General features: G+C 63.1%; 15 protein-coding genes and 1 pseudogene. 8 read left to right on the top strand and 8 right to left on the bottom strand.

Going from position 1 to position 24,237, the window contains the following annotated elements:
- The first annotated feature begins 15 nt into the window (after nucleotides 1–15).
- Both GOSPT_RS00510 and GOSPT_RS00505 read left to right on the top strand, forming a co-directional pair.
- Nucleotides 16–1,383 (top strand): FAD-binding oxidoreductase, encoded by a 1,368-nt coding sequence (locus tag GOSPT_RS00510; protein ID WP_039854116.1) that lies wholly within the window; start codon nucleotides 16–18, stop codon nucleotides 1,381–1,383.
- A gap of 200 nt (nucleotides 1,384–1,583) precedes the next feature.
- The gene (locus GOSPT_RS00505; protein ID WP_269447017.1) at nucleotides 1,584–2,495 is read left to right on the top strand and encodes a LysR family transcriptional regulator; all 912 of its coding nucleotides are present in this window, start codon (nucleotides 1,584–1,586) and stop codon (nucleotides 2,493–2,495) included.
- On the opposite strand, the gene GOSPT_RS00500 is transcribed toward GOSPT_RS00505, so the two are convergent.
- Both GOSPT_RS00500 and GOSPT_RS00495 read right to left on the bottom strand, forming a co-directional pair.
- A complete protein-coding gene (locus GOSPT_RS00500; RefSeq protein ID WP_005201861.1) occupies nucleotides 2,470–4,152 on the bottom strand; it encodes an acyl-CoA dehydrogenase family protein in 1,683 nt (560 codons plus the stop codon). The two genes, GOSPT_RS00505 and GOSPT_RS00500, sit on opposite strands and share 26 nt — an antisense overlap.
- Before the next feature lie 158 nt (nucleotides 4,153–4,310).
- Nucleotides 4,311–4,934 (bottom strand): annotated as a pseudogene (locus tag GOSPT_RS00495) (TetR/AcrR family transcriptional regulator C-terminal domain-containing protein); the annotation flags it as partial.
- A gap of 738 nt (nucleotides 4,935–5,672) precedes the next feature.
- Here GOSPT_RS00495 and GOSPT_RS00485 point away from each other — a divergent pair.
- From GOSPT_RS00485 to GOSPT_RS00475, 3 genes are all read left to right on the top strand, one after another.
- Nucleotides 5,673–6,671: an AAA family ATPase gene (locus GOSPT_RS00485; protein ID WP_005201858.1), complete on the top strand. Its 999-nt coding sequence runs from the start codon at nucleotides 5,673–5,675 to the stop codon at nucleotides 6,669–6,671.
- A 5-nt stretch (nucleotides 6,672–6,676) separates the two neighbouring features.
- Nucleotides 6,677–9,217: a S8 family peptidase gene (locus GOSPT_RS00480; protein ID WP_005201857.1), complete on the top strand. Its 2,541-nt coding sequence runs from the start codon at nucleotides 6,677–6,679 to the stop codon at nucleotides 9,215–9,217.
- Between the two features lie 769 nt (nucleotides 9,218–9,986).
- A complete protein-coding gene (locus GOSPT_RS00475) occupies nucleotides 9,987–12,497 on the top strand; it encodes a CHAT domain-containing protein (protein WP_005201856.1) in 2,511 nt (836 codons plus the stop codon).
- A 469-nt stretch (nucleotides 12,498–12,966) separates the two neighbouring features.
- Here the strand turns inward: GOSPT_RS00475 and solA are convergent, their stop codons facing one another.
- Genes solA through GOSPT_RS00460 form a run of 3 tightly spaced genes read right to left on the bottom strand, consistent with a single transcriptional unit; the run spans nucleotide 12,967 to nucleotide 16,742 of the window.
- The gene (solA, locus tag GOSPT_RS00470) at nucleotides 12,967–14,121 is read right to left on the bottom strand and encodes an N-methyl-L-tryptophan oxidase (protein ID WP_039854136.1); all 1,155 of its coding nucleotides are present in this window, start codon (nucleotides 14,119–14,121) and stop codon (nucleotides 12,967–12,969) included.
- A complete protein-coding gene (locus tag GOSPT_RS00465; protein ID WP_005201854.1) occupies nucleotides 14,118–15,245 on the bottom strand; it encodes an ornithine cyclodeaminase family protein in 1,128 nt (375 codons plus the stop codon). The genes solA and GOSPT_RS00465 overlap by 4 nt, the downstream gene beginning before the upstream one ends.
- 33 nt (nucleotides 15,246–15,278) lie before the next feature.
- Nucleotides 15,279–16,742, bottom strand: coding sequence for an APC family permease (locus tag GOSPT_RS00460; RefSeq protein WP_005201853.1), 1,464 nt, complete (start codon nucleotides 16,740–16,742; stop codon nucleotides 15,279–15,281).
- Nucleotides 16,743–17,110: 368 nt separating this feature from the next.
- Between GOSPT_RS00460 and GOSPT_RS00455 the strand changes: the two genes are divergently transcribed.
- A complete protein-coding gene (locus GOSPT_RS00455; RefSeq protein WP_245548667.1) occupies nucleotides 17,111–18,484 on the top strand; it encodes an APC family permease in 1,374 nt (457 codons plus the stop codon).
- Nucleotides 18,481–19,170 (top strand): helix-turn-helix domain-containing protein, encoded by a 690-nt coding sequence (locus GOSPT_RS00450; RefSeq protein ID WP_005201851.1) that lies wholly within the window; start codon nucleotides 18,481–18,483, stop codon nucleotides 19,168–19,170. The genes GOSPT_RS00455 and GOSPT_RS00450 overlap by 4 nt, the downstream gene beginning before the upstream one ends.
- A 34-nt stretch (nucleotides 19,171–19,204) precedes the next feature.
- On the opposite strand, the gene GOSPT_RS00445 is transcribed toward GOSPT_RS00450, so the two are convergent.
- From GOSPT_RS00445 to GOSPT_RS00435, 3 genes are read right to left on the bottom strand one after another with little or no spacing between them, the layout of a single operon-like run.
- Nucleotides 19,205–20,536, bottom strand: a complete 1,332-nt coding sequence (locus GOSPT_RS00445) for a xylulokinase (RefSeq protein WP_005201850.1) — start codon at nucleotides 20,534–20,536, stop codon at nucleotides 19,205–19,207.
- A complete protein-coding gene (locus tag GOSPT_RS00440; protein WP_005201849.1) occupies nucleotides 20,533–22,005 on the bottom strand; it encodes a mannitol dehydrogenase family protein in 1,473 nt (490 codons plus the stop codon). Before GOSPT_RS00440 ends, GOSPT_RS00445 begins: the two co-directional genes overlap by 4 nt.
- Nucleotides 22,002–23,042 (bottom strand): NAD(P)-dependent alcohol dehydrogenase, encoded by a 1,041-nt coding sequence (locus GOSPT_RS00435; protein WP_039854111.1) that lies wholly within the window; start codon nucleotides 23,040–23,042, stop codon nucleotides 22,002–22,004. Before GOSPT_RS00435 ends, GOSPT_RS00440 begins: the two co-directional genes overlap by 4 nt.
- Nucleotides 23,043–23,167: 125 nt before the next feature.
- Between GOSPT_RS00435 and GOSPT_RS00430 the strand changes: the two genes are divergently transcribed.
- Complete coding sequence (locus GOSPT_RS00430) at nucleotides 23,168–24,235, top strand: sugar-binding transcriptional regulator (protein ID WP_005201847.1); 1,068 nt, start codon at nucleotides 23,168–23,170, stop codon at nucleotides 24,233–24,235.
- Nucleotides 24,236–24,237 lie beyond the last annotated feature (2 nt).

Raw genomic sequence — 24,237 nt, 5'->3', positions numbered from 1 at the left:
CTAGGCTTGGAACTCATGAGCAGTGCGCCTCTCGACGAACTGATCGCCTCGCTCGGCGATCAGATGGTCGTCACCGATCCCGACATCCTTGCCGGCTACCGCCACGACCGTGCCAACGACCCCGACGCCGGCACGCCGATGGCGCTCATCCGACCCGTGACGACGTCCGACGTCCAGGTCGTCGTGCGGTGGTGTGCTGCGCACGGAATCCCGGTGATCACCCGCGGTGCCGGGACGAGTTTGTCCGGCGGGGCCACGGCGGTCGACGGAGCCGTGATGCTCTCGACCGAGAAGATGAGGAATCTGACGATCGATACCGCGACCCGCACGGCGGTGTCGCAGCCGGGTCTGTTGAACGCCGAGGTCAAGGCTGCGGCTGCGGCACATGGACTCTGGTATCCGCCCGATCCGTCGTCGTTCGAGATCTGTTCCATCGGAGGCAATGTCGCCACCAACGCGGGCGGGCTCTGCTGCGTGAAGTACGGCGTCACCACTGATTACGTACTCGGCCTCGAGGTCGTCCTCGCCGACGGTCGCGCGATCAGAATCGGCGGCAAACAGCTCAAGGATTCGGCGGGGCTGCCGTTGACGAAGCTGTTCGTCGGCAGCGAGGGGCTGCTGGGCATCGTCACCGAGGTGACGCTGCGGCTGTTACCGCCGCAGGCGTCGGCGTGCACGGTGGTCGGAACGTTCGCGTCGGTGCACCACGCGAGTGAGGCGGTGCTCGCGATCACCGCCAGGATCCGACCGGCCATGCTCGAATTCATGGACTCGGTGTCGATCAACGCCGTCGAGGACATGCTCAAGATGGGACTCGATCGGGAGGCGGGAGCCCTGCTGGTTGCCCAGTCCGACGCTCCGGGACCAGCGGGCGTCGCTGAGGTGGAACTGATCGAGAAGGCATTCTCGGAGTGCGGGGCGACCGAGGTGTTTGCTACGTCCGACGCTGCCGACGGAGAGGCGTTCACCGCTGCGCGCCGCGCGGCGATTCCTGCTGTCGAACGGCTCGGATCGCTACTGCTAGAGGACGTCGGGGTTCCGTTGCCAGCCCTGCCGGAGTTGATCGACGGGGTCGAGGCCATTGCGATGGAGAACAGGGTGATGATCTCGGTCATCGCGCACGCGGGTGACGGCAACACGCATCCGTTGATCGTGTTCGATCCCGCCGACGCCGACGAGAGCGCGCGTGCGCAGACGGCCTTCGGCCAGGTCATGGATCTCGCGATCAGTCTCGGCGGGACGATCACCGGCGAGCACGGCGTCGGACGATTGAAGAAAGGATGGCTGCCCGATCAGCTCGGACCCGATGTCATGGAACTGACGGCGAGAATCAAAGCCGCCTTGGACCCGGAGGGGCTGCTCAACCCCGGCGTACTTCTCTGAGGTGAAAAAACTCCGGTCCGCATGTCGCAACGCCCCCTCTGTGCTGCGACATGCGGACCGGGATCGAGCACAGCTATCGTCTTCAGATGGAAGGCGCTGACTCCAAGCTTGTACCGCTGATGACACTGTAATCATCTTTTGCACAACCATCCATCGAGAATATCCGGACAATTGTCAATCTCAGGTTGATAATGGGAGCTATGACGAGTTCATCTGATCGTGACCTGGACCTTCGGCGTCTCAGAATGTTCGTCGAAGTGATCGAAGCGCCGTCACTACGTGTTGCGGCCGAGCGTCTGTTCATCTCGCAGCAGGCCTTATCGTCGGCGATCAGGGATCTGGAGCGACAACTCGGTGTGCAGCTGTTCTCGCGGTCGCGTCGATCACTCACACCGACTGCTGCCGGAACGGCACTGTACGAGGGTTCAGTCCCACTGCTCGCGGGCGGCTCGCACCTCGCGTCGGAAGTGCGGATGGTCGACGCTCAGAATCCCGACCCCTACGTGATCGGATACACCCAGGGCCTGGCGCCGTCGGAGGTCTTCCAGGTGATCGAGGGGGCGGTCCAGCAGGACGCGTCGATGCCGATCACCGTGCGCCCGGTTGCCGCGGAATTCATCCGTGAGGAGCTCCTCGCCGGCAGCATCGATCTCGCACTCGCCCGCACGGTGGAGGCTCCGCCCGATCTCGCCGGCGCCATCGCGACCAGTCACGAACTACGTCTCGCGGTCAACGCGCGCCACCCGCTCGCCGCGCATGAGACGTGCGCGATGAAGGACGTCGCGTCGTGTCAGATCGTGATCTCCGAGCTCGAACCCGACTACACCAACATGATCGTGTCGTACTGCCGTCGCGCGGGCTTCGAGCCCGAGATCATCGTCTCCAACCTTCGAGGCACCCCGCCGCACACGTCGGTGATTGCACATCCGCAGGCGGTCGCGTTCGTCACGAACCAGCCCGGCTGGCTGTACGACGATCAGATCCGCGTGATTTCGTTCGAGAATCCACCGCTGACCCCCGTCATGGCGATGTGGCTGCCCAACACCGCACCGCGCATGCGCAACCGCATCCTCGACGCTGTCGGCGTCAGTGCCGTTGCAGAATCGCAGTGAGATCTGCGCCGACGGGAAGAGTGCCGTACTCGGCTCCACGATCATCGCCCAGTCGAGCCGCGATGAAGGCCTCCGAGACCGGCGTCGGCGAAAATCGCACCAGCAGTGAGGCTTCGAGCGCAAGAGCCATGGATTCGACGACGCGCCGCGCTCGACGCTGAGCCGACGACGCGTCGAGCGTTGCCAACTCGGAGAGTTGCGTACGGACGTTGTCGAGATGGGCGTCGAGGATTGTGCTGGCGCCGCGTGCGAGATTGACCTCCGCGTCGAATGCGGCGATCGATTCGGGTTCGCGTGTCATCGCGCGCAGCACGTCGAGTGCGATGACGTTCCCCGAGCCTTCCCAGACGGCCATCACCGGCTGCTCGCGGTAGCGCATCGCCAAGGGGAAGTCCTCGGTATATCCGTTTCCGCCAAGGCATTCCAGTGCCTCGTAGGCGTGGTGCGGACCGCGCTTGCAGATCCAGTACTTGGCGACCGCCGTGGCGAGCCGGCGGAAGGAGCGCTCGGTGTCGTCGGCATCCTCGTCGTGTGCCCGAGCGAGGCGCATCGCGGTGACGGTTGCGGCTTCGGACTCGAGCGCCAGATCGGCGAGCACCGCAGCCATGGCCGGTTGGTCGGCGAGCGTTGCGCCGAAGGCTGCACGATGACGGGCGTGCCAGGTGGCTTCGGCCACCGATTGCCGCATACCGGCGGCGCTGCCGAGCACGCAGTCGAGTCGCGTCTGTGCGACCATCTCGATGATCGTCCGTACACCGCGGCCCGGCTCGCCGACCATCAGGGCGACGGTGCCGTCGAGTTCAATCTCGCTCGACGCGTTGGACTTGTTGCCGAGCTTGTTCTTGAGGCGCTGGATGCGGAACGAGTTGCGGGTGCCGTCGGGCAGGATTCGGGGGAGGAGGAAGCACGAGAGTCCCTCTCCGCCAGCACCTTCCGCCTGAGCGAGGACGAGGAACGCGTCGGACATCGGTGCCGAGCAGAACCACTTGTGACCGGTCAGCAGGTACTCCGCGCCCGGGCCGCCCGCACCGACCGGCCGGGCGACGGTGGTGTTGGCACGGACGTCGGAGCCGCCCTGCTTCTCGGTCATCGACATGCCGAAGATCGCCGAGGGTTTGTCTGCGGACAGGCCAGGAGAATAGCTGCGCGACAGCGCCTTTGGAACCCACTGGGCGGCGACGTCGGGTTGCAGTTCCAGCGAGGGGATGACCGCGTGGGTCATCGACACCGGGCATCCGTGGCCCGGCTCGATCTGCCCGAAGAGCATAAAGATCGCCGCGCGGGCGACGTGCGAACCCGGCTGCGGGTCGGCCCAACAGCGGGTGTGCGCACCGTGCTCGACTGCCGCGGAGATGATCCGGTGATAGCTCGGGTGGTACTCCACCTCGTCGATCCGGTTGCCCCAGCGGTCAAAGGTGTGCAGTTCGGGCGTGATGGTGTTGGCAAGCTTGGCGTCGTGCTGGAACTGCGCGCTGCCGACGAGCATGCCCACGTCGGTGAGTTCGCTTGTGGCCCAGGCGGCATTGTGGCGGTTGACGGCCTCGACGAGCACGGTGTTGAGCTCGTACTCATTGACGTCGACCCGCGGGGCCGACTGGTTGAACACCGCGTGCGTCACGTGCGGCCGCGGCTGCGTGGTCGGGGTGGTTGAGGTCATCGTGATGCCTTTCGTCGATGGCTGCGCGCGGGTTGGTCCGGTGTTTCTCGCTGCCCCCGCTGGTCGAGCTCCCCGCGCTGGTCGAGCTGCTCTCTCCGCTGGTCGAGTCCTCCCCGCTGGTCGAGCCCTCCCCGCTGGTCGAGCTTGTCGAGACCACCTAGCCGCGCGTTGAGAACCTCTTCGGAGATGCCGAGGTTCGTGAAGATCACCGTGACGGCGTCGGTGAGTGACGGCCCCAAACTGTCGTCGGTCGCCGACTTCTGCACCGCCAGACCGAAAATCGCCGACCAGAACGCCTTGGCCTCGACGCCGATAGAGGCGCGCAACTGCCAGCCGGTGCGCACCAGCTTCTGCATGAGCGCTTCCTCGCCGCGCTCGTGCAGAGTGTACAACGTCGTAGTGATGAACTCGCGCAGGTCAGGCCGTCTCGAAACGAGAAGCATTGCCGTGGTAAACATCTCGACGCCTCGGAGTTCCGGTCCCAGCAGTGTGGTCACGAGGGTCTGTGCGTAGTCGCGGACAGTCGGAGTGGCCTCGGCCGCCTCCTCGGCATGGCGTCCCGCGCGGAGAACCGCGGCGCACGCCACCTCGACGAAGAGTTGCTCCTTCGAGCCGAAGTAGTACGTCACCTGGTTGGGAAACGTGCCCGCCCGTTCGCAGATCAGCGCGACCGACGCGGTCTCGCCCTCCGCGCGGAACACGTGGTCGGCGGCGTGCAGCAGGGTCTGGCGCGTCTGCTTCCCCGAGCTACGCGTCGCGCGCTGCGATGTAGAAGAAGCCACGCCACCTCGCTGTTTGTATGACCGACAAGTTTGTATGTCACACAATAAATGCGATCGACGCCGGGGTCAACGGAGCGACGCCGAGGTCAATGGAGCGTTTTGGACCCCCAGTAGTCGTCGCTGTGAGATCCACGTGTAAACCCGATTTAGCCAAGTCCATTTCGACCGATCTCAGATAATCCACGCGTAGATCAGATGCGATGGGAGTCGTCCATGTGGAGGGCCGAAACGGCCAGCGCGCGTGGATGGGGTGGCCAACCGGTGCGTCGCGCCGCCAGCTTTGCGCTCAGGGCCAAATCCGGGTGGCGCGACAAACCAACCTGTGGTTATGCGGTAGGTGCCGAGGTGGCCTTCGCTGCTGAGACCGGTGTCCTCGGCGACGGATGTGACCTGGCTTGTGCTCGCTGACCAGCTGGTAGCGGCCGCGTTCGGGCGCTGCGAAGGGGTCGGGCATAACCTGTTGGACGCTGTCGGCGAGATCGGCCAGTTCCGTCTGGCTTCGGCGGCCTTCGAAGGCGCCTACGTGGAGAGGCATATCTTGGATCGCCCCGGGTTTGTCGTGCATTAGCCGTCTCGGTTGCGATTCGACGAGGCCCTCGGCCGGGCCGCTAGCGAGCGGTCTCTGAATCGGTTCGGCGGTGCGCTGCAGGGGACAGCTTGGACCCAGATAGTCTTGTGGCGTATAAGCCTGGCCGAATCGGTCGGTCGACTTGGAGTGGATCGAGGGGAGGTCAGTCTGTGGCGACGAACGATCAGCTCAAAGCGCTTGTAGTCAGTCACGCCGACGGCGATGATTCCCAGTTTTACTCGGTCGCGATGCAGGTGGCAGCAAAGGCCGCACGTTCTGGGCAGTCCAAGTTCGCCCAGGAGCTTCGCGACCTCGTGGATGACCTCCGTCAAAAGGGGGTCACCTCGACCCGGGTGGCGTCGGTAGTAGCGGTCACCCAGCCGCGAGGCGAACTCGGATCGCTGCTGACCGTCAGCTATCCGGATGCGCGGCTGAGTGATCTGGCTTTATCCGACAGCCTCGGCGACCAGCTCCGCCAGGTTCTCCTAGAACAGCGTCAGCGTGGCGAGCTTGCCCGACATGGCCTGCGGCCTGCTCGCCGACTGCTTCTGATCGGCTCCCCGGGCACCGGGAAGACCTCGACGGCTCGGGTGATTGCCGGGGAGCTGGGCCTTCCACTGTTCGCGATTCGGCTGGACTCGATTATCACCAAGTTCATGGGCGAGACGGCTGCGAAATTGCGACTGGTCTTCGATGCGTTGGTGGAAACTCGTGGGGTTTACCTTTTCGATGAAGTGGACGCACTCGCTGGGGATCGTGCGGCACCAAACGATGTAGGTGAGATTCGACGTGTGTTGAACTCGTTCCTACAGTTCCTGGAGGAAGACGATTCCGACAGCGTGGTCGTCGCGGCCACAAATCACCCCCGGCTGCTAGACAATGCGCTGTTCCGCAGGTTCGATACCGTGATGGATTTCGCCCTTCCTGACGACAAAGGCATAAGGACTGTGATCGAGAACAGGCTCGCCTCGTTCTCCATCAGCAACCTGAGTTGGAAACGCGTGATCTCCGCGGCGGAGGGCCTCAGTCATGCCGAGATTGCCACTGCTGCTGAGAACGCGGCTAAGCGGACAGTGCTGGCGGAACGGGCCCGCATCCGGACCGACGACCTCGTGTCTGCGTTGGCGGAGCGGGCTCGGGCTGACGCGCAGCACTGGCCGAACGCGTAGGTGGCATGGCCGAGCGTGACCGCCCGCACCTTTTCGTGCCTGCCCCGCCAGAAGCGGAACCGTTCACGTCGACGCGGGGTGGCGGAAGCAGCGACAGGCCAGAGTTTTCCGGCGACCGTGCAGACCACGGGCGGTCCCTAGCCCGGCAGTTCGAACAGGCCGTCCCCACTCCCGACGAGACGGACAATGCGGGAACCTACGTGTCGTTCGAGTCCTTTCTCGGTCTGGAGCTGGCACTTCAGAGCCTCGATGTGCAGCGCAGCGGCAAGCAACCCGAACTCGTTGCGGTCAAAGAGGTCCGGACAGTCTCAGGCACGATGCAAATCGCCACCGTCTACATCCCGAACAACAAGCGGGACTACTTCCTCCGACGCCTCAACGACTACGTCGAGACCGCCACCGAGGACAAAGCCAAGAACGCCACGCTTGTAGAGGGCATTGCTGCCATTCGCCGCGCCACCATCCGAGAGCTGTGGACCGATCCCGACGACGAGTTTCCCACAGACTCGAACGAGGTTGTGTGGTGGGAAGTTTGGCTGCGCCGCCGCGATGGCTACGAGCAGGAGAGGCTGCGTGGATTCGCCGAGCGGAATCAATTGCTGACCAACGGAAACTCTCTCGGCTTCCAGGATCGGACGGTCATGCTCGTGCGTGCCACTGCAAACCAACTCGCACATGGCCTCGACTCTCTCGATGACCTGGCTGAGCTGCGAAGGCCACACGAGGTCGCCAGCCTGCTCACCGATATGTCCGCCGTCGAGCAATCAGAGTGGGTCGACGACCTGCGCCGCCGATTGCAGGTCGCTGACCAAGACTCCCCAGTCGTGTGTGTCCTGGACACTGGCGTCCAGAACGGTCATCCGCTCCTGGCGGACTCACTAACCGAGGCCGACGTGCACGTCGCTAACATCACTTGGCAGAGTCGGCCCGTCAACGCCCACGGAACGGAGATGGCCGGGCTCGCACTCTTCGGAGATCTGCATCGAGCAGTCACAACTGCTCACGCCGTCCGATTGGATCACCGGCTCGAGTCGGTCAAGATCCTGCCAGACCACGGGCAGAACGAGCGCGACCTGTACGGGGCGATCACGGCCCGGGCCGTAGACCGTCCTGAAATCGAGGCGGCGGACCGGCTCCGCGTGTTCATGCTCGCGGTCACAGCCCCAAACACTGACGCCGACGCGTCGCAGTCCACCGACGACGTCGAGCGGGGCCGGCCCACGTCGTGGTCCGCTGCGGTCGACGCCTTGTCCTTCGGTCGCGCGATTGATCACACTGACTCCAGACTCACCTACCTCGACCGCGACGAACCCCGCACACCGCGCCTGTTCGTCATCTCGGCAGGAAACATCAACTCAATCAACCCAGCCGACGACCACCTAGACCGCAGTGACCTTTCGCCTGTCGAAGATCCGGCACAGTCATGGAACTCGTTGACGGTCGGTGCCTACTCTCAGCACGACGACATGGCCGACGCGCCAACAGCTTTCGCGGGCTATATCCCCATCGCGGCAAGGGGGGAGTTGTCGCCGGTTAGTCGAACTTCGGTACTACACGGCGGGGACTGGCCGTTCAAGCCCGAGGTCGTCGCGAACGGCGGAAACGTTGCCGCTTCACCGGACAAGACCAGCGCAGACACGCCGCCAAATCTCGGTGTGCTCACGACCAGAATGCAGCAACTTGGTACCGGATTCCTTACAACTACGAGCGCCACTTCTGCCGCGACCGCGCAGGTTGCTGCCATCGCCGCCAGTATCGGAGCGGCGTACCCAGATCTGACTCCCGAGACGATACGGGCGCTGATCGTGCACTCCGCGCGGTGGACCCAACCAATGCACGCGCGCTTCAACGACCGCAACGCCAACAAGACTGATCTGGCAAATCTGTTGCGCCGCTATGGGATGGGTGTTCCTGATCTGGACCGAGCCTTGCGGAGCGCTACCGACGCGCTGACGCTCATCGCTCAGGCACGCATTCATCCATTCGAGCGGGGCGACGGCGCAAACAAGGTGCGCGAGATGAATCTCCACGACCTGCCGTGGCCGATCGAGCAACTGGAATCGCTCGGGGAGATCGAAGTGTCAATGCGGGTCACGTTGTCGTACTTCGTTGAACCTAACCCGTCGAGCCGTGGCTGGACCGGCCGATACGTCTACCCCTCGCATGGCTTGCGATTCGCGACCAAACGTGCCGATGAGAGCCTCGGCCGATTCAGGCAGCGCATCAACAAACGCGCCCGCAGTGAAGGGCAGCGAGTCCCGAGCTCGAAGACTGAGAAGGGATGGCTTTTTGGCAGCGCCCAACAACAGAAGCCCGTCTCACTGCATACCGACATCTGGACCGGCCCCGCGGTCAACCTAGCCAGCAAGGGGGCGATCGTTGTCTACCCAGTTGCCGGCTGGTGGCAATACCGTCGCGCCTGGGACCAGAGCGATAAGGGTGTCGACTACTCCCTCGTTGTCAGCATCGAAGCTCCCGATGTGGACATTGACCTATGGACACCCGTCTCCCTTCAGATTCAAACAGTCGTTGAGACCAACACATGACATGAACCTCTCGCCGCCGATCCGCGCTACGGTGGTGCGCTTGGGTTCGCCCGCATGCACGCCTATGTACCGAGACGGTGTCGATACGAGTGCGCAGATGCGACCCCTGCTGCCGGCCCCTCAGTGTTAGGGGCACGCCTGACTCGCGTGGTGGCGTGTGTCCGTCCATACTCAGTGGGGCACCCCGACTTTCGACTCCTGGACGGTAGCCTGAGATCGATCAGGAGCTCTGTGTTGCAGCAGGTGTTTCCCTGCTACTAATGATTCTGACGAGTATGGCAGCCCTCGATGTCCGACAACCCTCCCCATGCTTGCATCTCCTTGAGCATCCAGTCACATCGCTCTCCGTGCGGAATGGGGTCAATCGCACGTTAGGAACCCAGAGACTGCTCACCAGTGACAGGTTGCGCGAGTATGCGGAGGACGGGAATCCGCTACTCAGGTTGCAAAGGCCGAGGGGATCCGCAGAACGAAGATTGTCGCGCTGATGAGCGCCTGCGGATTCCGAGTAGGACCCCACGGGCGTCCTAAATTTCACATTCCGACAGCGACGCTCCAGGCGCTCTACGAACAGTCCCGACTGACTCCTGTCGAGATCGGGGAGCTTTATGGAATTTCGCTTACCGTAGTCTTGCGGAGGCTCGTCGCTGTAGGAATTCCTCGGCGAGCACGAGGCGGCGCATCTTATGCTGCGAACGTACGGAGAATCGACCGTTCGCCAGAATTGATGAGAGAAGTTTGAACGGGCGAGGGTTGTACACTGTCAACAGTGTCCTCCATCCAAGCTCCCCAAGGTGGAACTTCTGTCACCGCGGCTTTGATCCAGCAGCTGCTCGCCGCCGCCGACGAAGCTGAGAATAGATTCTTCGAACGGGAGTTTCCTACAAAGGATGCCGCGATGGAGGCCGGTGGGAACCTCTTGACGATCGCAGACCGGACGGTCAGAGGTGGCGCCTTGGCCTTTGCCGATGCGGTACGCGCTATGAAGAACTACGGGGCGTGCCGCGGCATCGCACGTCGATACGCAATAGACGACGCTGAGATCACGAACAGCCAAGCTCGTTGTGGACAAGTGCTGAGAGCAGTGATTGTGCCAAACCGAGACGAGGCGCGCCGCAAAGCGTACGAAGTATTGGAGGAGGTATCCACTCGCTACGCTGCGCAGGGAAAGCGAAGCGAATCTGGGGCAGAAGCCGCCAACGCTGCTTTATGCATCCTTGAGATGTCGGCCGCTGACCAGATTTTGTTGGAAAAGGCCCGGGTTCTGCTCGAACGCTCGGTCGAATTGAAGAATCGCCCGTCCGATATCGCCTTCAGCCGATTCAATTTGGCCCTATGCCTTCGGCTCATCGCGGAAGCCGACTCCGACAACGAGGAACTGTTGAAACAGGCAGATCGACTACTGGATCGCGCATCCAAAGAGTTCGACAAGTTGGAAGAAGCTCCAATCGGTTTGGCTTCGACGCTACCCCTAAATCGCAGTCAGATTGTTCGTGGCCGGATTCGCGGACTTCGATCTCGTGAAGGTCTGAAAATTCTACTTTCTCACCGCCACGATGTTCCAGAATGGCTAAGGCAACGGTTTGACGCTAACCCGGTCGACTTTGCATCTGCGATCACTAGCAACCCTGCCGCGTACGGAATGTCATCCGCCCCTGGGTGGGCCACGCCCCATATTAGCGTGAACGTGCATGAGCGTCTGTACGAGCGCGCCCTCGACGCACTGTCCACGGCGATCAGTTCGGCTTCCGGTCTCAGCAAGGCTCGACTACTTTGGGAGCGCCACCTCCTGGCCAGCACTTACTTGAACACCTGGTCTGTCGACGAAGACGCCGTTGAAGCCCTCAAGCTCGTGTGGGTGGCTGAAGACCACCACGTGTACTTCGAGTGGGCGAGGAGCATGATTGCGCTAGAACCCGACGACCCGGCGCGTGATGATTACACAGAAATTCTGAGGAGGATCGCCGCGTGTATCACGACGTTGCGACGTGGATGGGCTAGTAACGATATTGAACGTCTGCTGAGGTCGAACGACACAACATTTCGCTTTCTTGCATGCAGGCTTGCAAATTTCTCGGAGTATGAGGTCGCTTTCGAGGTACTCGAGTTGACCCGTGGTCTTATCTCGACAAGGACTATGCAAATCATGGATGTATCTATCGCTAAGGGAACTCGGAGTAATTCTTCTTGCTCGTGGGTGCATCTAACACACAGCCCGGCTGCAACAGTTGTCATTGGTCTCAACGAGACACTCGATGGCGCCAAATGCTACTTCGGGCGCACCTTTCCTACCCTTTCCGGTCGCACCTTGGCGGTCCTGTTTAGTGGTGTCGTCGATTATGGTCTTATTGCAGCGCAGCAAGCGGGCAACAGGACGGATGCAGCTGCCGCTGCAACAACTATCGCAAAAGAATTGACACCGGTGGCGGACTTCATTATGGAGAATGCAACGGGGGTCAATATCAGAATATGTCCTGGAGGATATTTCCAAGCGTTTCCTGTGGCGTCGATAGAAACGGCGGATGGATTGGTGCTTGGGGCCCAAATGCGAACAGCGATCGCTCCTTCCCGCACGCTTGCTGCGGGCACCGATTCTCCAGTGGTAATGAGCGAGCCAGTCATGGTGGCATCTGCGGATGCCGTTCCAGGCTACGAAAGCCTCCCATTCGCTGCTCTTGATCTCGGAGCGATTGCCCGCTACTTTGAGATTGCGTCGGTCTCCGCGACCGCAGTTGATCTGCAAAATCTTGAAGATGGGCCGGGTACGGTACTTCACTTTAGTGGGCACTCGTACGCCGACATAGATCCAAGCAAGTCCAGCATGATACTTTATGGCGGGAAAATGGCCGCATCGGACATCTTGCAAAGTGGGCCTCGGCCAGCTTTTTGTGTTCTCAGCTCATGTCAGTCTGGCGCTGCACATAACTTTCAGGCACAAGACGAATTCCTCAGCATTCAAAGTGCGTTTCTATACGCTGGTGGCCAAGTTTCAATCGGTACTTCCTGGCCTGTAGGTGACTTGGCAGCCTACTGCTTTACTCAGAATTTATACAGACAACTTGCGGCGCACGATAAGAGAGATGCATCCGCATGGATCGCCGCTTTCTGGAACTCGCAGGAGTGGATCCGACGCGTGTCACTAGATGAGATTCGGCGTCTAATAGATGAATCCGAGGGTACTGTCGGCCTCCCGTCGTCTGTGCTCGGCCGAAGCTCTGACTATCAGCCATTCGCATCATTCTACGACTGGGCGAGCTTCACTATCCTCGCGCGTCAATGAGCTGAGTAGCTCGCGGCCTGACTCAACGACATAGCACTCCCGTACCCGCCGCAAGTCTGCGCCGCATCTCAACCCAACCGCACTACGAATCGCCTATGAACGCTGTTCACTGTCCGTCGCCACCCACTGGCCCTTCGAGCCGCGTCAATCCGAAAGAGCCCGAACGCTCCCCGAACACGCCACCGCCGGAACAGGAGCACAGGTGGGTACTGACAGGCATGTCGACGCGCTCGACACCATGGCCTTGGCCGGCGCCTTCTCCAGTCGGCGGCCATACCACCGCAAAAGAAGGCATCCCGCACGGCAAGCCCGCCCGTGATGCGGCACAACTATTGCGACACAACATCTCCACCACAACTACCGACACCTCGACAGAGCGATCGGCAGGCCCGGGGGTCACGGTAGTGCGCCGGCTCGAGCGGGAAGTGTCGATGCCGAATGTCGTTTGTGGGACCTGGCCCTGACACGCTCACGCCAACGCCACCGCCCGATGCCCCGCGACGCTGAACGCGTCGTCGCCAAACGGGTTCCGGCCGCCGGTCGCAAGCGCGGCCAGGCATTCACCCCACACCGGCGCGAACTTGAATCCGTTGCCGCTGAACGCTGTTCCCACGATCACGCCGTCGCCGACGCTGTCGATGATCGGCATCTTGGTCGGCGTCCACGAATCCGAATGCAACGACCACCGCACGACGTCGGGGATCAGATCGGGGATCATGCGCGCCGCCTGATCGCCGATCCAACGGAGTTGTTCACGGCTCAGCGTCGTCGGTCGGTCGGCCCAGTCGTCGAATGCGTCGAGGTCGATGTGTGGGCAGATCTTGATGCTGTAGCCGTCGAGTGTCGGTACTCCGAAGGCGTGCACGTCGTCGAGGTCGCGCATGAATCCGGGGAAGACATCGGGCGTGAACCGCTCCACGTGGCGCGGCATGAGCCACGTCAGCGCAAAGGTCTTCGTCTGCACCACGTCTCGCAGATCGGGAAGCAGTTGAGCAGTCCATGGACCGGCCGTCACGACGACGCGGTCGGCGGTGAACTCACCGCGACTCGTACGCACGAGAACGCCGCTCGGTGTCTCCACGATGTCGAGCACCTCGGTGTCGTAAACGGCCGACGCACCGTGTGAGAACGCCTGATCGGTGGCGGCGGCAACGGCCATCTCCGGACGCATGGCGCCCCCGAGGAGGTCGAGCACGCCGATGTCGTCGTCCTCAATGTGAAACTGCGGGAAGCGAAGTCGCATCTGCGCAGCGTCGAGAATCTCGTGCGGCAGGTCGAAGTGCTCGATCGACGCGAGTGTCGGCTGCAAATCGGGATGATCCGACGGTGCGACGCTGAGTGCGCCTGCGGGCAGCAGGATGTCGCGTCCGTATCCGGCCCCGAGTTCCTGCCACAGCTCGCGTGACCGCAGCAGGGCGGGAGTGAACAGCTCACCCTCCTTCGCTGCGACGCGGAACAATCGCGACTCACCCGCGTACGCGCCCTCGGTGTGTACCCTCCCGAACTGCTCGATACCGAGAACGTCGACACCCTGCTTTGCCAACTGCCACAACGTCATCGATCCGATGGAGCCGAGCCCGACGACGATGACCGAATGGTGTGCGGCCACAGAAACATCGCTCATGACAGCGCCGGGCTTTCCCACAGGTTGAGAGGCGTCCCAATGCCACGCTCCACCGCGTTGCGGTACACGACGGTGCCCCACGCGACGTCTTCGACGGGCATGCCGCCCACCGACAGGATCACTATCTCGTCATCGTTGCGTCGTCCCTCAACGGCGCCCGCTGCAACCGCGCCGAGATCGACGAGCTCCTCACGCGGCATCGAGCCGTCGTGGATCATGTCCATGAACTTGCAGCCGATGATGGGAATCGAGTTGTGCGAAGGGTATTCGGTCTCGTCGAACCATGCGTCGTAGAGGCCGATATTGTCGACGACCTTGCGGACGTCGGACGCCTTGAGCCCCTCGTCGATCTCGCAGCTCGCGGGCATGCTCAAGAACGCTCCCGGCTTCAGCCAGTCGCGGCGCACGAGGGGATAGGTCGACGGGTCGCCGATCTCGCCCGAGGTGCAGTAGGTGACGATGTCGCTGTCGCGCACGGCATCCTCGATGTCGTCGACCTCGATGACCGTCAATTGCGGGTACTCCTGCGCAACCCAACCGGCGAAGGTATCGAGGCTGCCGCGGCTGCGGCCCTTCACCTTGACGGTGTCGATCTTGGGACATGTCGCCATGAACGCGGCCAGCGATGTACGGGCCATGACGCCAGGGCCGACGATGCCGACGACCTGTGCGTCTTCTCGTGCCAGGAATCGTGCGCCGACGCCGGGCACAGCTCCGGTTCGATACGCCGACAACACGTTTGCCGACATCAATGCCAGCGGTGCGCCCGTGTCGGTGTCGTTGAGCATGAACATCAGAATCGACCTTGGCAGGCCCTTCTCGCGGTTTGCGATGTTGGAGCCGTACCACTTCATACCGCTCGTCCCGAAGCTGCCACCGAGGTAGGCGGGCATTGCCATGAAACGACGATCCGCCGTGTTCTTGGGCATGGTCTCGAACGGAGACTCGTCCGGGAAGGTGACCATTGCGCCGTGGGAGTCGCTGTTGGTGCCCGCCATGCGGTAGTCGCCGGAATGCAGCAGTTCGAAGGTTTCCTGCATGGCGTCGACGCACGCGGCCATGTCGGTGACGCCTGCGGCGATCATGTCGGGTTCGGAGAGGTAGCGAAAGTCGATGGAGGTCATGGGTTTTCCTGTTCTGTGCTGAAGAGAAGGGGGTCAGACCGCGATGGCCGAGGTCAGGGAGTCGTAGGCAACGACGTTGCGGCGTCGCATGATCAGTGCCTGGACCACGCCGAGCGCGACTGCCGCGACAACCAGAGCGATGAAGAAGTCGGCAAGCGACTGCGAACCACCGATCAGCGTCGGGAAGTTCCAGATCACCGCCACGAGGATGGTGATGAGGCCGATGAACCCGAGCGTCGGTGCGATCACCGCTCGCCAGAGGCCGGCCTGAATGTTGTTGCGGCGGAAGTACACCAGCACCGCGAGGCAGGTCAGCGCCATCAGCACGACGATGCCCAGAGTTGCGACACCGGAGAACCAGGCGAAGACCTCGAGTTCGGGATCGAGTCCCAGGGCCGCGAAGACGACGATGAGCAGTCCTGCAGTGATGGTCTGCACGAACGAACTCACATGGGGCGACAGATGATTCGGGTGCACCGTGCCCAGCTTCGACGGCATCGCCGTTGCCGAGGCCATCGAGTGCTGGTAGCGCGAGATCACGTTGTGGAAACTGAGGATGCACGCAAACAGGCTCGTGATCAACAGGACGTTGACCGTCGTCGACGCCCAGGTGCCCAGGTAGGTCTGCGCCGTCGCCATGATCATGCCTGACGGATCCTTGGCGGCAGCGGCGACCACGTTGTCCGGTCCCCACGCCATGACCAGTGCCCAGGACGAGAAGGCGTAGAAGACGCCGATGAGCAGGACGGAGACGTAGGTGGCGCGCGGGATGGTGCGGTCGGGGTCACGAGCCTCGTTGCGGAAGATCGCGGTTGCCTCGAAGCCGATGAATCCGGCGACGGCGAACATCAGGCCGATGCCGGGTGCACCCGACATCACCTCGGACGGCTTGAACGAAGCTATCGAGAGTCCCTGGTTGCCGCCCTTGGCCATGATGGCGATATCGAGGATCAGCACGATCCCGATCTCGGCGACGAGCAGCAGACCGAGGACCTTGGAACTCAACTCGATGTGCCGGTATCCGAGGATGCCGGTGAACGCCGCGATCACCAGTGCCCACACCCACCAGGCGATCGACGGTCCGCCGAGGTCGGAGACGCCGGAGGAGATCAGCACACCGATCAGGCCGTACACCGCTGCCTGGATCATCGTGTAGGTCAGCAGCGCCAGATGCGCGGTGCCGAGTCCGAGAGGCCTGCCGAGTCCGTAGCCGACATAGGTGAAGAAGGCGCCCGGCCGGGGGATGTAGCGGGCCATCGTGCTCAGTCCCACCGAGAAGAGCAGCAGGACGACGGCGGCGATGACGAACATCGACGGCACGCCTGCGCCATTGCCGAGCAGGAACGCGACGGGCACGCCACCGCCGACGACGGTGAGGGGAGCGGCCGCGGCGACCACCATGAAGACGATGGCTCCTACGCCGAGCGACCCCTGCAGGGATCGAGACGACGAGCCTGATTGGCCGGCGGTGGCAGCGCCGGTGTCGATAGATGTCATGTGATTCTCTTCTGCGATCCGACGGGCGACATCATGCAAGGAATCGTGCAGGGAGATGTCGTGAGGACTGGGCGTCGATGCCCGTGGATATATGTTCTGACCGCCCCGTCGCGGCGCCGTTGCCCGGCGGTAACACGTCTGGACACCTTCGTGGGACGACGCTCGACGCCGCGACCCGTTGCGTGTCACGCCCACAACACCATCGAGTAACACGGCCGAAACACGCTGTGGTTAGCGTCCGCGCTATGCCGGGACCAGCAAGAGAGCGCGTTCGCGCGCGACTTCGTCTGGGCGCTCGTACTCAGTTGGTCGGGCTTGATCGTCGAAGTCTTGGATTCACCGATGTGGTTGCGCAGTCGGTGGCCGTCATGGCGCCATGCGCTGCAGCCGCAACGATACCCATGCTGCTCGGCCAGGCGAACGCGCCGCTGGTGTGGTGCGTCGTCACGGCTACCGTGCTCTGTGCGTTGGTTGCGTCGACGCTCGGTGTCTTCGCTTCGCGCGTGGTTGCTCCGGGCGCCCTCTACACCTACGCGGCCAAGGGACTCGGCCCCGCCGCAGGCGCTGCCACCGCGGCCGCGATGACCCTCGGCTACGGGTCGCTGGCGATGTTCACGCTCTCGCAGACCGCAGCTTATGGGTTGCGGATTTTCGGCCCCGGGGCACCGTCGACGCTGACGATGTGTCTTGCAGTTGCGGGGATCGCGGTGCTCATGGGGGTTGTTCTGATCCGAGGTGTACGAGTCTCGGCGCGAGTCGGGCTGATCATCGAGGCTGTTGCGGTCGCCGGATTGTTGACCCTTGTCGGAGTGTTGGTCGCACGCAACTGGGACCACATGTCGGTGCGTGCAGCAGTCGCGGTGCCGACCGGATGGTCGCACTACCTTGCGGGTGTGGCCGTCGCGACATGCGGAATCATCGGATTCGAAAGCGCCGCAACGCTGTCGGTCGAAGCGAAGCGTCCGCTGCGAACCATTCCGCGGGCGATCAATGTGTCGCTCGCCCTCGGCGCTGTCGTGGTTCTCATCGCGACACTGGCACAGGCGGGCGGAGCGAACGTGCTCGACGGCATCTCGGCGCTCGGCGAGGGAAACGTCGACGTGCTCACCGCGAGTATCGGGGCGTCGTGGGTGGCGCCGCTCGTGAATCTCGGTGTGTGCGCATCGTTTCTGGCGTGTGCGCTTGCGAGTACGACGGCGCTGACCCGAACTCTGCTGTCGCTGGCCCGAGAGGGCGTCCTTCCCAGCCGACTCGGCTACACGCATCCGCGCTTCAAGACGCCTGTCGTCGGTGTGGTTGTGAGCCTGCTCGTGATGGTCGCGGTGATTGTCGTATCGCTGGCGGCGGGTGCGTCGGAGAGTTCCATGCGCGGCTCGATGGCGGCAGCGCCGGCCATCGGATTCATGGTCGCCTATGTTCTGGTCTGCGTTGCGGCGCCTGCCTTTCTGCGCAAGACCGGTGAACTACAACGACGGGCGGCGGTGATCGCCGGACTCGCCGCGGTCGGATTCGGCGGCATTCTGGTGGTGTTCGTCGCGACGAACATCGGCGGCACATGGGCGTCGGGAATCATCGGTGCGCTGGTTTGGCTGGCGCTAGCGGCAATCGGCTATGCGACGCTGCGCCGCATTCGGCCACTGGTCACAGCGCACATAGGAATTCACGAAACACCAATGCGCTCAGAGGTGTTCAGCGGACACCTCGAGTCCGACGCCGCAGTCAGTGGCGGACCGTCGCGATGAGTCCTGCCTTCGGGGGCGACTCGTCGTCGAAATCGGTGCTCAACGCACTGCAGATCCTTGAAGAGGTCGCGACGATGGGACCGGGTGTGACCGCAGTCGAGTTGTCGCGGCATCTCGGGTTGTCGAAGTCGGCGACATACCGTCTCGTGAATCTTCTTGCGCAGGAAGAGTATTTGGTCCGTACGCCCGATCTGGGCGGCTTCGCGCTCGGCGCCAGAATCGATCGCATGCTCGGCGCCGCGGCCGGTCCACCGGTCTCCGACCAGCTCCGTACCGCTCTCGACGAGGTGCGCGCGGGTCTACGGTTCGGTGTGCACTTGTTCGGATGCCACCGCGCGGGCACGTCGCGGGCCCGGTTGAGCCTGATGGACATCGATCCGGACTACCCGCTCAGTGATCCCGGCCGGCTGCTCCATGATCTGACCGCGTCCGCGGCGGGCAGGCTGATGACCGCCGTCGGATCCGGGCATCCCGCCGCGGCACCGACGCATGCAAGCCAAATCGGTTCGTTCATACCCAATTTCGGCTGCGTCTCGGTGCCGGTGTGGGGAGCAGCTTCGACGCTGGTCGCCGCGCTCACCATTGCCGCGCCAGCCAAGCACATCGAGAACCCCGAGACACTGGTCCGACTACTGGCCGAACCCGCGCGTCGGGTCGCCGAGATCATGGACTCCGGCGAGGAGTGAGCTGAAGGACTGGGAGTAGCTCAAATCGCTGAGATCAAGACATGGTCGTGCCGCTACGTCGCCACGACCACCCTGGCAGATGCCCCGTCAGTGCCCAGGCAGCCTGTCGGGCGGCCCCGAGTGCGACCCATTCATTTTCGGCGGGAAGAATGACGGTGCCTTCGAAGACTGATGGTGCGATGGCACGTATCGCCGGCGACTTTGCTCCACCTCCGATGAGAAGTACCCTCTCGACGTCGACGCCCTGCGCCTCGATCTGCTCCCGGCACCACACCAGCGAGCCGAGTAGTCCTTCGACGGCAGCACGTGCGACCGATGGCGCCGTGAAGTTCTCGGTCGTGATCCCCGTCAGTGATCCAGTCGCATCGGGCAGGTTCGGCGAGCGCTCTCCGGCGAAGTAGGGCACGAGACGCAGCCCGTGTGCGCCTGCAGGGGCCGAGACCGCCAGTCGTGCAAACTCATCGAGGTCGACGCCGAGCATTCTCGCGGTTGCGGCGAGAACCGGTGCACCGTTCAACGTGCACACCAGTGGCAGATGGCGGCCGGTGCCATCGGCGAAGCCCGCGACAATGCCGGATGGATCGCACGGCGCGACATCGGTGACAGCGCTGATGACTCCGGAGGTACCCAGCGAGACAATGGCGTCGCCCGGACCGGCCTGTAGTCCGAGTGCAGCGGCGGCGTTGTCGCCGAGTCCCGCGCCGAGTAGCGCGCCGCAGGGGATTCGCGCGGCAGCCTGTTCGGCCTCGATCACCCTGGGCAACAACGGAGTTCGCCCATGTAGTGCAAGTTCAAGCAGGTCGGGGCGATATTCGTCTCGGGCAGCGCTGAAGTATCCTGTTCCCGAAGCATCGCTGCGGTCGGTGGTCAGTGTGGCGATGTCGGTCGATCCGGACAGCCGCCACGTCAGCCAATCGTGGGGAAGACATACAGCGGCAGTCGTGTCGGCGTTCTGAGGTTCGTTGTCCGCGAGCCAACGCAGTTTTGCCGCAGTGATCGAGGCAACCGGGACGACGCCGACTGTCTCCGCCCATTTCTCGGGTCCGCCGAGCTCATCGATCAAGTCGGCGGCGCTCGTCGCTGATCGGGTATCGTTCCACAACAAGGCATCTCGAACCACCCTGCCCGACTCCTCCAGGCAGATCATGCCGTGTTGCTGTCCGGCAACGGACACGGCCGCGACGTCGTCGAGCCCGCCCGCGGCGGAGATGGCCGCGCACAACGCAGTCCACCAGTGCTCGGGATCTACTTCGGTACCCGGCGGGTGTGGCACGCTCGCCGAGCGAACGACTGCGCCGGTCTCGGCATCACAGATCACGATCTTGCAGGATTGCGTCGACGAGTCGATCCCCGCGACGAGTGTCATGAGAGCAACTCCTTCAGGGTCTCGCGGGAACCCTTGGTACGCAGAGTTTCCAGCGCCCACAGGTAGGGCTTGGTGAAGCCGTCATGGTCGGCGAGTTCGCCGAAGAGCCCTCTTTCCGACACGAAGGCGAGCGGTTCGGTCCGCGACTTTTGTGCCAGTGGCACGAGTTCGTCGGCCTTCGGGTCGACGACGTCGATCACGTCGCCGTTCTCGTCTATGCCCTCGGCGTATCGAGTCCAACTCGCCACGACGGCAGCGGCAAGATCGACGTTGCCACCCGCGTGGAGTCGCTCGCGAATCACTGGCACGAGCCATTTGGGAATGCGGTCGGAGGAATCCTGGCACAGGCGTGCGATCGTGTCGGCAATGGCGGGATTGGCGAAGCGTTCGAGAAGTGTGTCGATATATGCGTTGACGTCGACACCGGGCAATGGTGCAAGTGTCGGTTCTGCTTCGTCGAACATGTAGCGGCGCAGCAGTTCACGGATGTCGGAATCGCTTGCGGCGTCGTGAACATAGCGGTAGCCGAGTAGGTAACCGAAGTAGCACAACGCTTGGTGGCTCGCGTTGAGCAGACGTAGCTTCATGAGTTCGTACGGCGTGACGTCATCGACGATCTGCACTCCGACATTCTCGAGCGCGGGCCGTCCGTCGCTGAACGAGTCCTCGAGGACCCACTGGATGAATGGCTCGGCAACGACAGGCCAGTTGTCGACGATGCCGGTGCGTGCCTCGACCTCCGCCGCCAATTCAGGTGGGGTGACCGGCGTTATCCTGTCGACCATCGAATTGGGAAACGACGTATGGGTGTCGATCCACTGAGCGAGCTCAGGATCACGCAGACGCGCGTAGGCGAGGAACGTCGAGCGCGCTACGTGGCCGTTGCCCTGTATGTTGTCGCACGACATCACTGTGAACGACGGAATGTCGCGTGCACGCCGACGTGCAAGGGCTTCCGTCACCAATCCGAAAACTGTTGCCAGAGCCTGGTTTCCGCTCAGATCTGCGACGATGGCTGGATTCTCGGCGTCGAATTCACCTGTCGCAGGGGAGAAATTGTATCCGCCCTCGGTGACCGTGAGCGACACGATGCGGGTGCCGGGGTCAGCGAGCCTTTCTAAGACGGACTCGGGATTGTCTGGAGCATACAGATACTCGACGATTGATCCGATGACCGAGGTCTCGACAGCGCCGTCAGGACTCTTGAGGGTCAATGTGTAGAGCCCGTCCTGGGGCACGAGGGCGTCCCGCATGGCCTGATCGGCTTGCCGGACACCGACGCCGCAGATACCCCACGATCGTGACTCGGGTTCGGCGAGAAGGCGATCGACATACATTGCCTGGTGCGCGCGGTGAAATCCGCCGACACCGAAGTGGACGATTCCGACGGTGACGTGTGCGCGGTCGTAACCGGGCGTCGGAATGCCGGTGATTGTTGGGAGAGCGTCGTTGCTGAGCCGGATACTCACGAGTGCGCCTTTCGGGTGTCGGGTCGGGGTTCGGTGTAGCGCGAGAGTGCCGGATACACAACAGCTTTGATGTGTCCTGTGATGTGATCGGCGTTGAGCGCCGCGGGCAGCTCGTCGAGTCCGAAACGGGCAGTGACCATGGAGTCGAGGTCGACGGCGCCGGTGGTGGTGAGTCGGGTCGCCGTTGGCCAGGTGTTTGCATAGCGGAAGACGCCCGTCAGGACGATCTCACGGTTCTGTATCAACGATATGGGGAGTTCCATGGTGTCAGCACCCATGCCGACGAGCACAGCACGGCCTCCGGGTCGAAGAGCGGAGATGCCCGCGGTGACCGCTGCCGGCGCACCGCTCGCGTCGACGAATGCGTCCACGGGTGCGATGGCCGTGCCGGGAACGGCGACATCGGTTGCCCCGAATCGGAGTGCCTGCGACCGACGCTCTTCGTCGGGCTCGCTCACGACGATTCGCGAGAGCCCGGCCGCACGGGCTACCTGCGCGCACATCAGCCCGATCGGCCCCGCTCCGCTGATCAGAAGTGAATCACCAAGTCGAACCGATGCTTTCGCGATCGACGCGAGACCGACCGACAGGGGTTCGAAAAGGGCGGCGGCCTCGTCGCTCACGTCGTCGGGTACGGCATGAGCGAATGCGGAACCGATCGTCACGAACTCGGTCAGCGCGCCGTCGACCGGGGGCGTTCCGTAGAAGCGCATGGCCGGGCACAGGTGGTAGTCACCACGCATCGTCTCCGTGCTCGTCGGGTCGGGTCGCTGCGGCTCGATCGACACGCGCTGGCCGATGCGTGAGGATTGGACGCCCGCTCCGACGTCGACGATCACCCCGGCGGCCTCGTGTCCGAGGATCAGCGGCTCGCGCACGACGTGCTCGCCAATGCGTCCGTGGCGCAGGTAGTGCGTGTCCGAACCGCATATTCCGACCGCGCTGACCTGCACAAGGACGTCTCCGGGGCCGGGCCGGGGTACGGGTCTGGTCTCTACGGACAGCTGTCGGCCGGGCGAGAGAACCGAAGCTCGCATTGTGTGGAGTCCCTGATCACTCGTCGTCGAGGATGTTGCATAGCTCACATCACGGATGTTAGCGTATTGAGCAGATTTACCGCTAGTGAGCAAATGCTCACCAGTCGACATCACGCGAACAGGCGATGCTCATGGCGACACGCAACAAGACACCGGCACAGACCCGAGCCGAGACGGCAACGCATTCCGATGCCGGCACCTCTTCACGTTCGACGTCCCGCGCGACGTCGGATAGTGGATCGGATCTGAGGTTGCTGGTCCGGGCGGCAACGATGTACCACCTCGAGGGCCTGACCCAAGCCGAGATCGCCGCGCGTCTCGGCGTCTCACGCCCGACCGCCGGACGGCTCGTGGCACGTGCCCGGGCGCAGGGCCTCGTCCAGGTGACGGTTTCGGCTCCGCCGCACCTCTCCGTGTCGATTCACACCGATCTCGAGCGGAGCGTCGAGCAGGCATTCGGACTCGACGAGGCGCTGGTCATCGATGAGGTCGCCGACGGGACCACGTCCGGTAACGCTGCGCTCGGTCGGGCTGGGGCTTCAGTCCTTGCACGCCGCATCCAGTCCACGGACACATTCGGATTCACCTGGGGCCCTGAACAAGTCGCGGTCGCCGACGCGATGAGCGCCTCGGCGTCGTGTCAACGGGTGGTCCAGATGGATGGTTCGATGACATCCGTCGACTACCACACCGGCGTCGATCATGCGCTCGCGAGATTCTCCGAACGACTGCATGCGCAACCACTGCGGTTGGTCGCCCCGCTCTACGTCGACGCAGAGACCGTCACCGCCCTCAACCGCGATTCGATTCTGTCCCAATCGCTTTCCGCGGCGAGAGGTGCTCACATCATGCTCTTCGGAGTGGGCTCCGTGTCCACCTCGACGACGCTGTTCGAGGGTGCGTACATCGACGCCATCGTGCTCGACGAGCTCATCGAGCTGGGCGCGGTGGGAGAGATCGGCGGACGCTTCTACGACGCCGCGGGCGAGCCCGTTTCGTCGAGCCTTGTGGAACGGACGGTGTCTGTGCCGCTCGATGCCGTGCGCGCCTGTCCCACATCCATTCTCGTATCCGGTGGAGTTCACCGCCGTGAATCGATACTCGGAGCCCTGCGCGGCGGTTTCGCCACCATTCTGGTGACCGACACCGAAACCGCCGAATGGCTTGTCATGCAAGAGAAAGGCCGACAGTGAGG

This window comes from Gordonia sputi NBRC 100414, assembly GCF_000248055.1.
Classification (GTDB): Bacteria; Actinomycetota; Actinomycetes; order Mycobacteriales; family Mycobacteriaceae; genus Gordonia; species Gordonia sputi.
The sequence above is the reverse complement of the archived record's forward strand: the minus strand, read 5'-3'. Positions and strand labels throughout refer to the sequence as shown.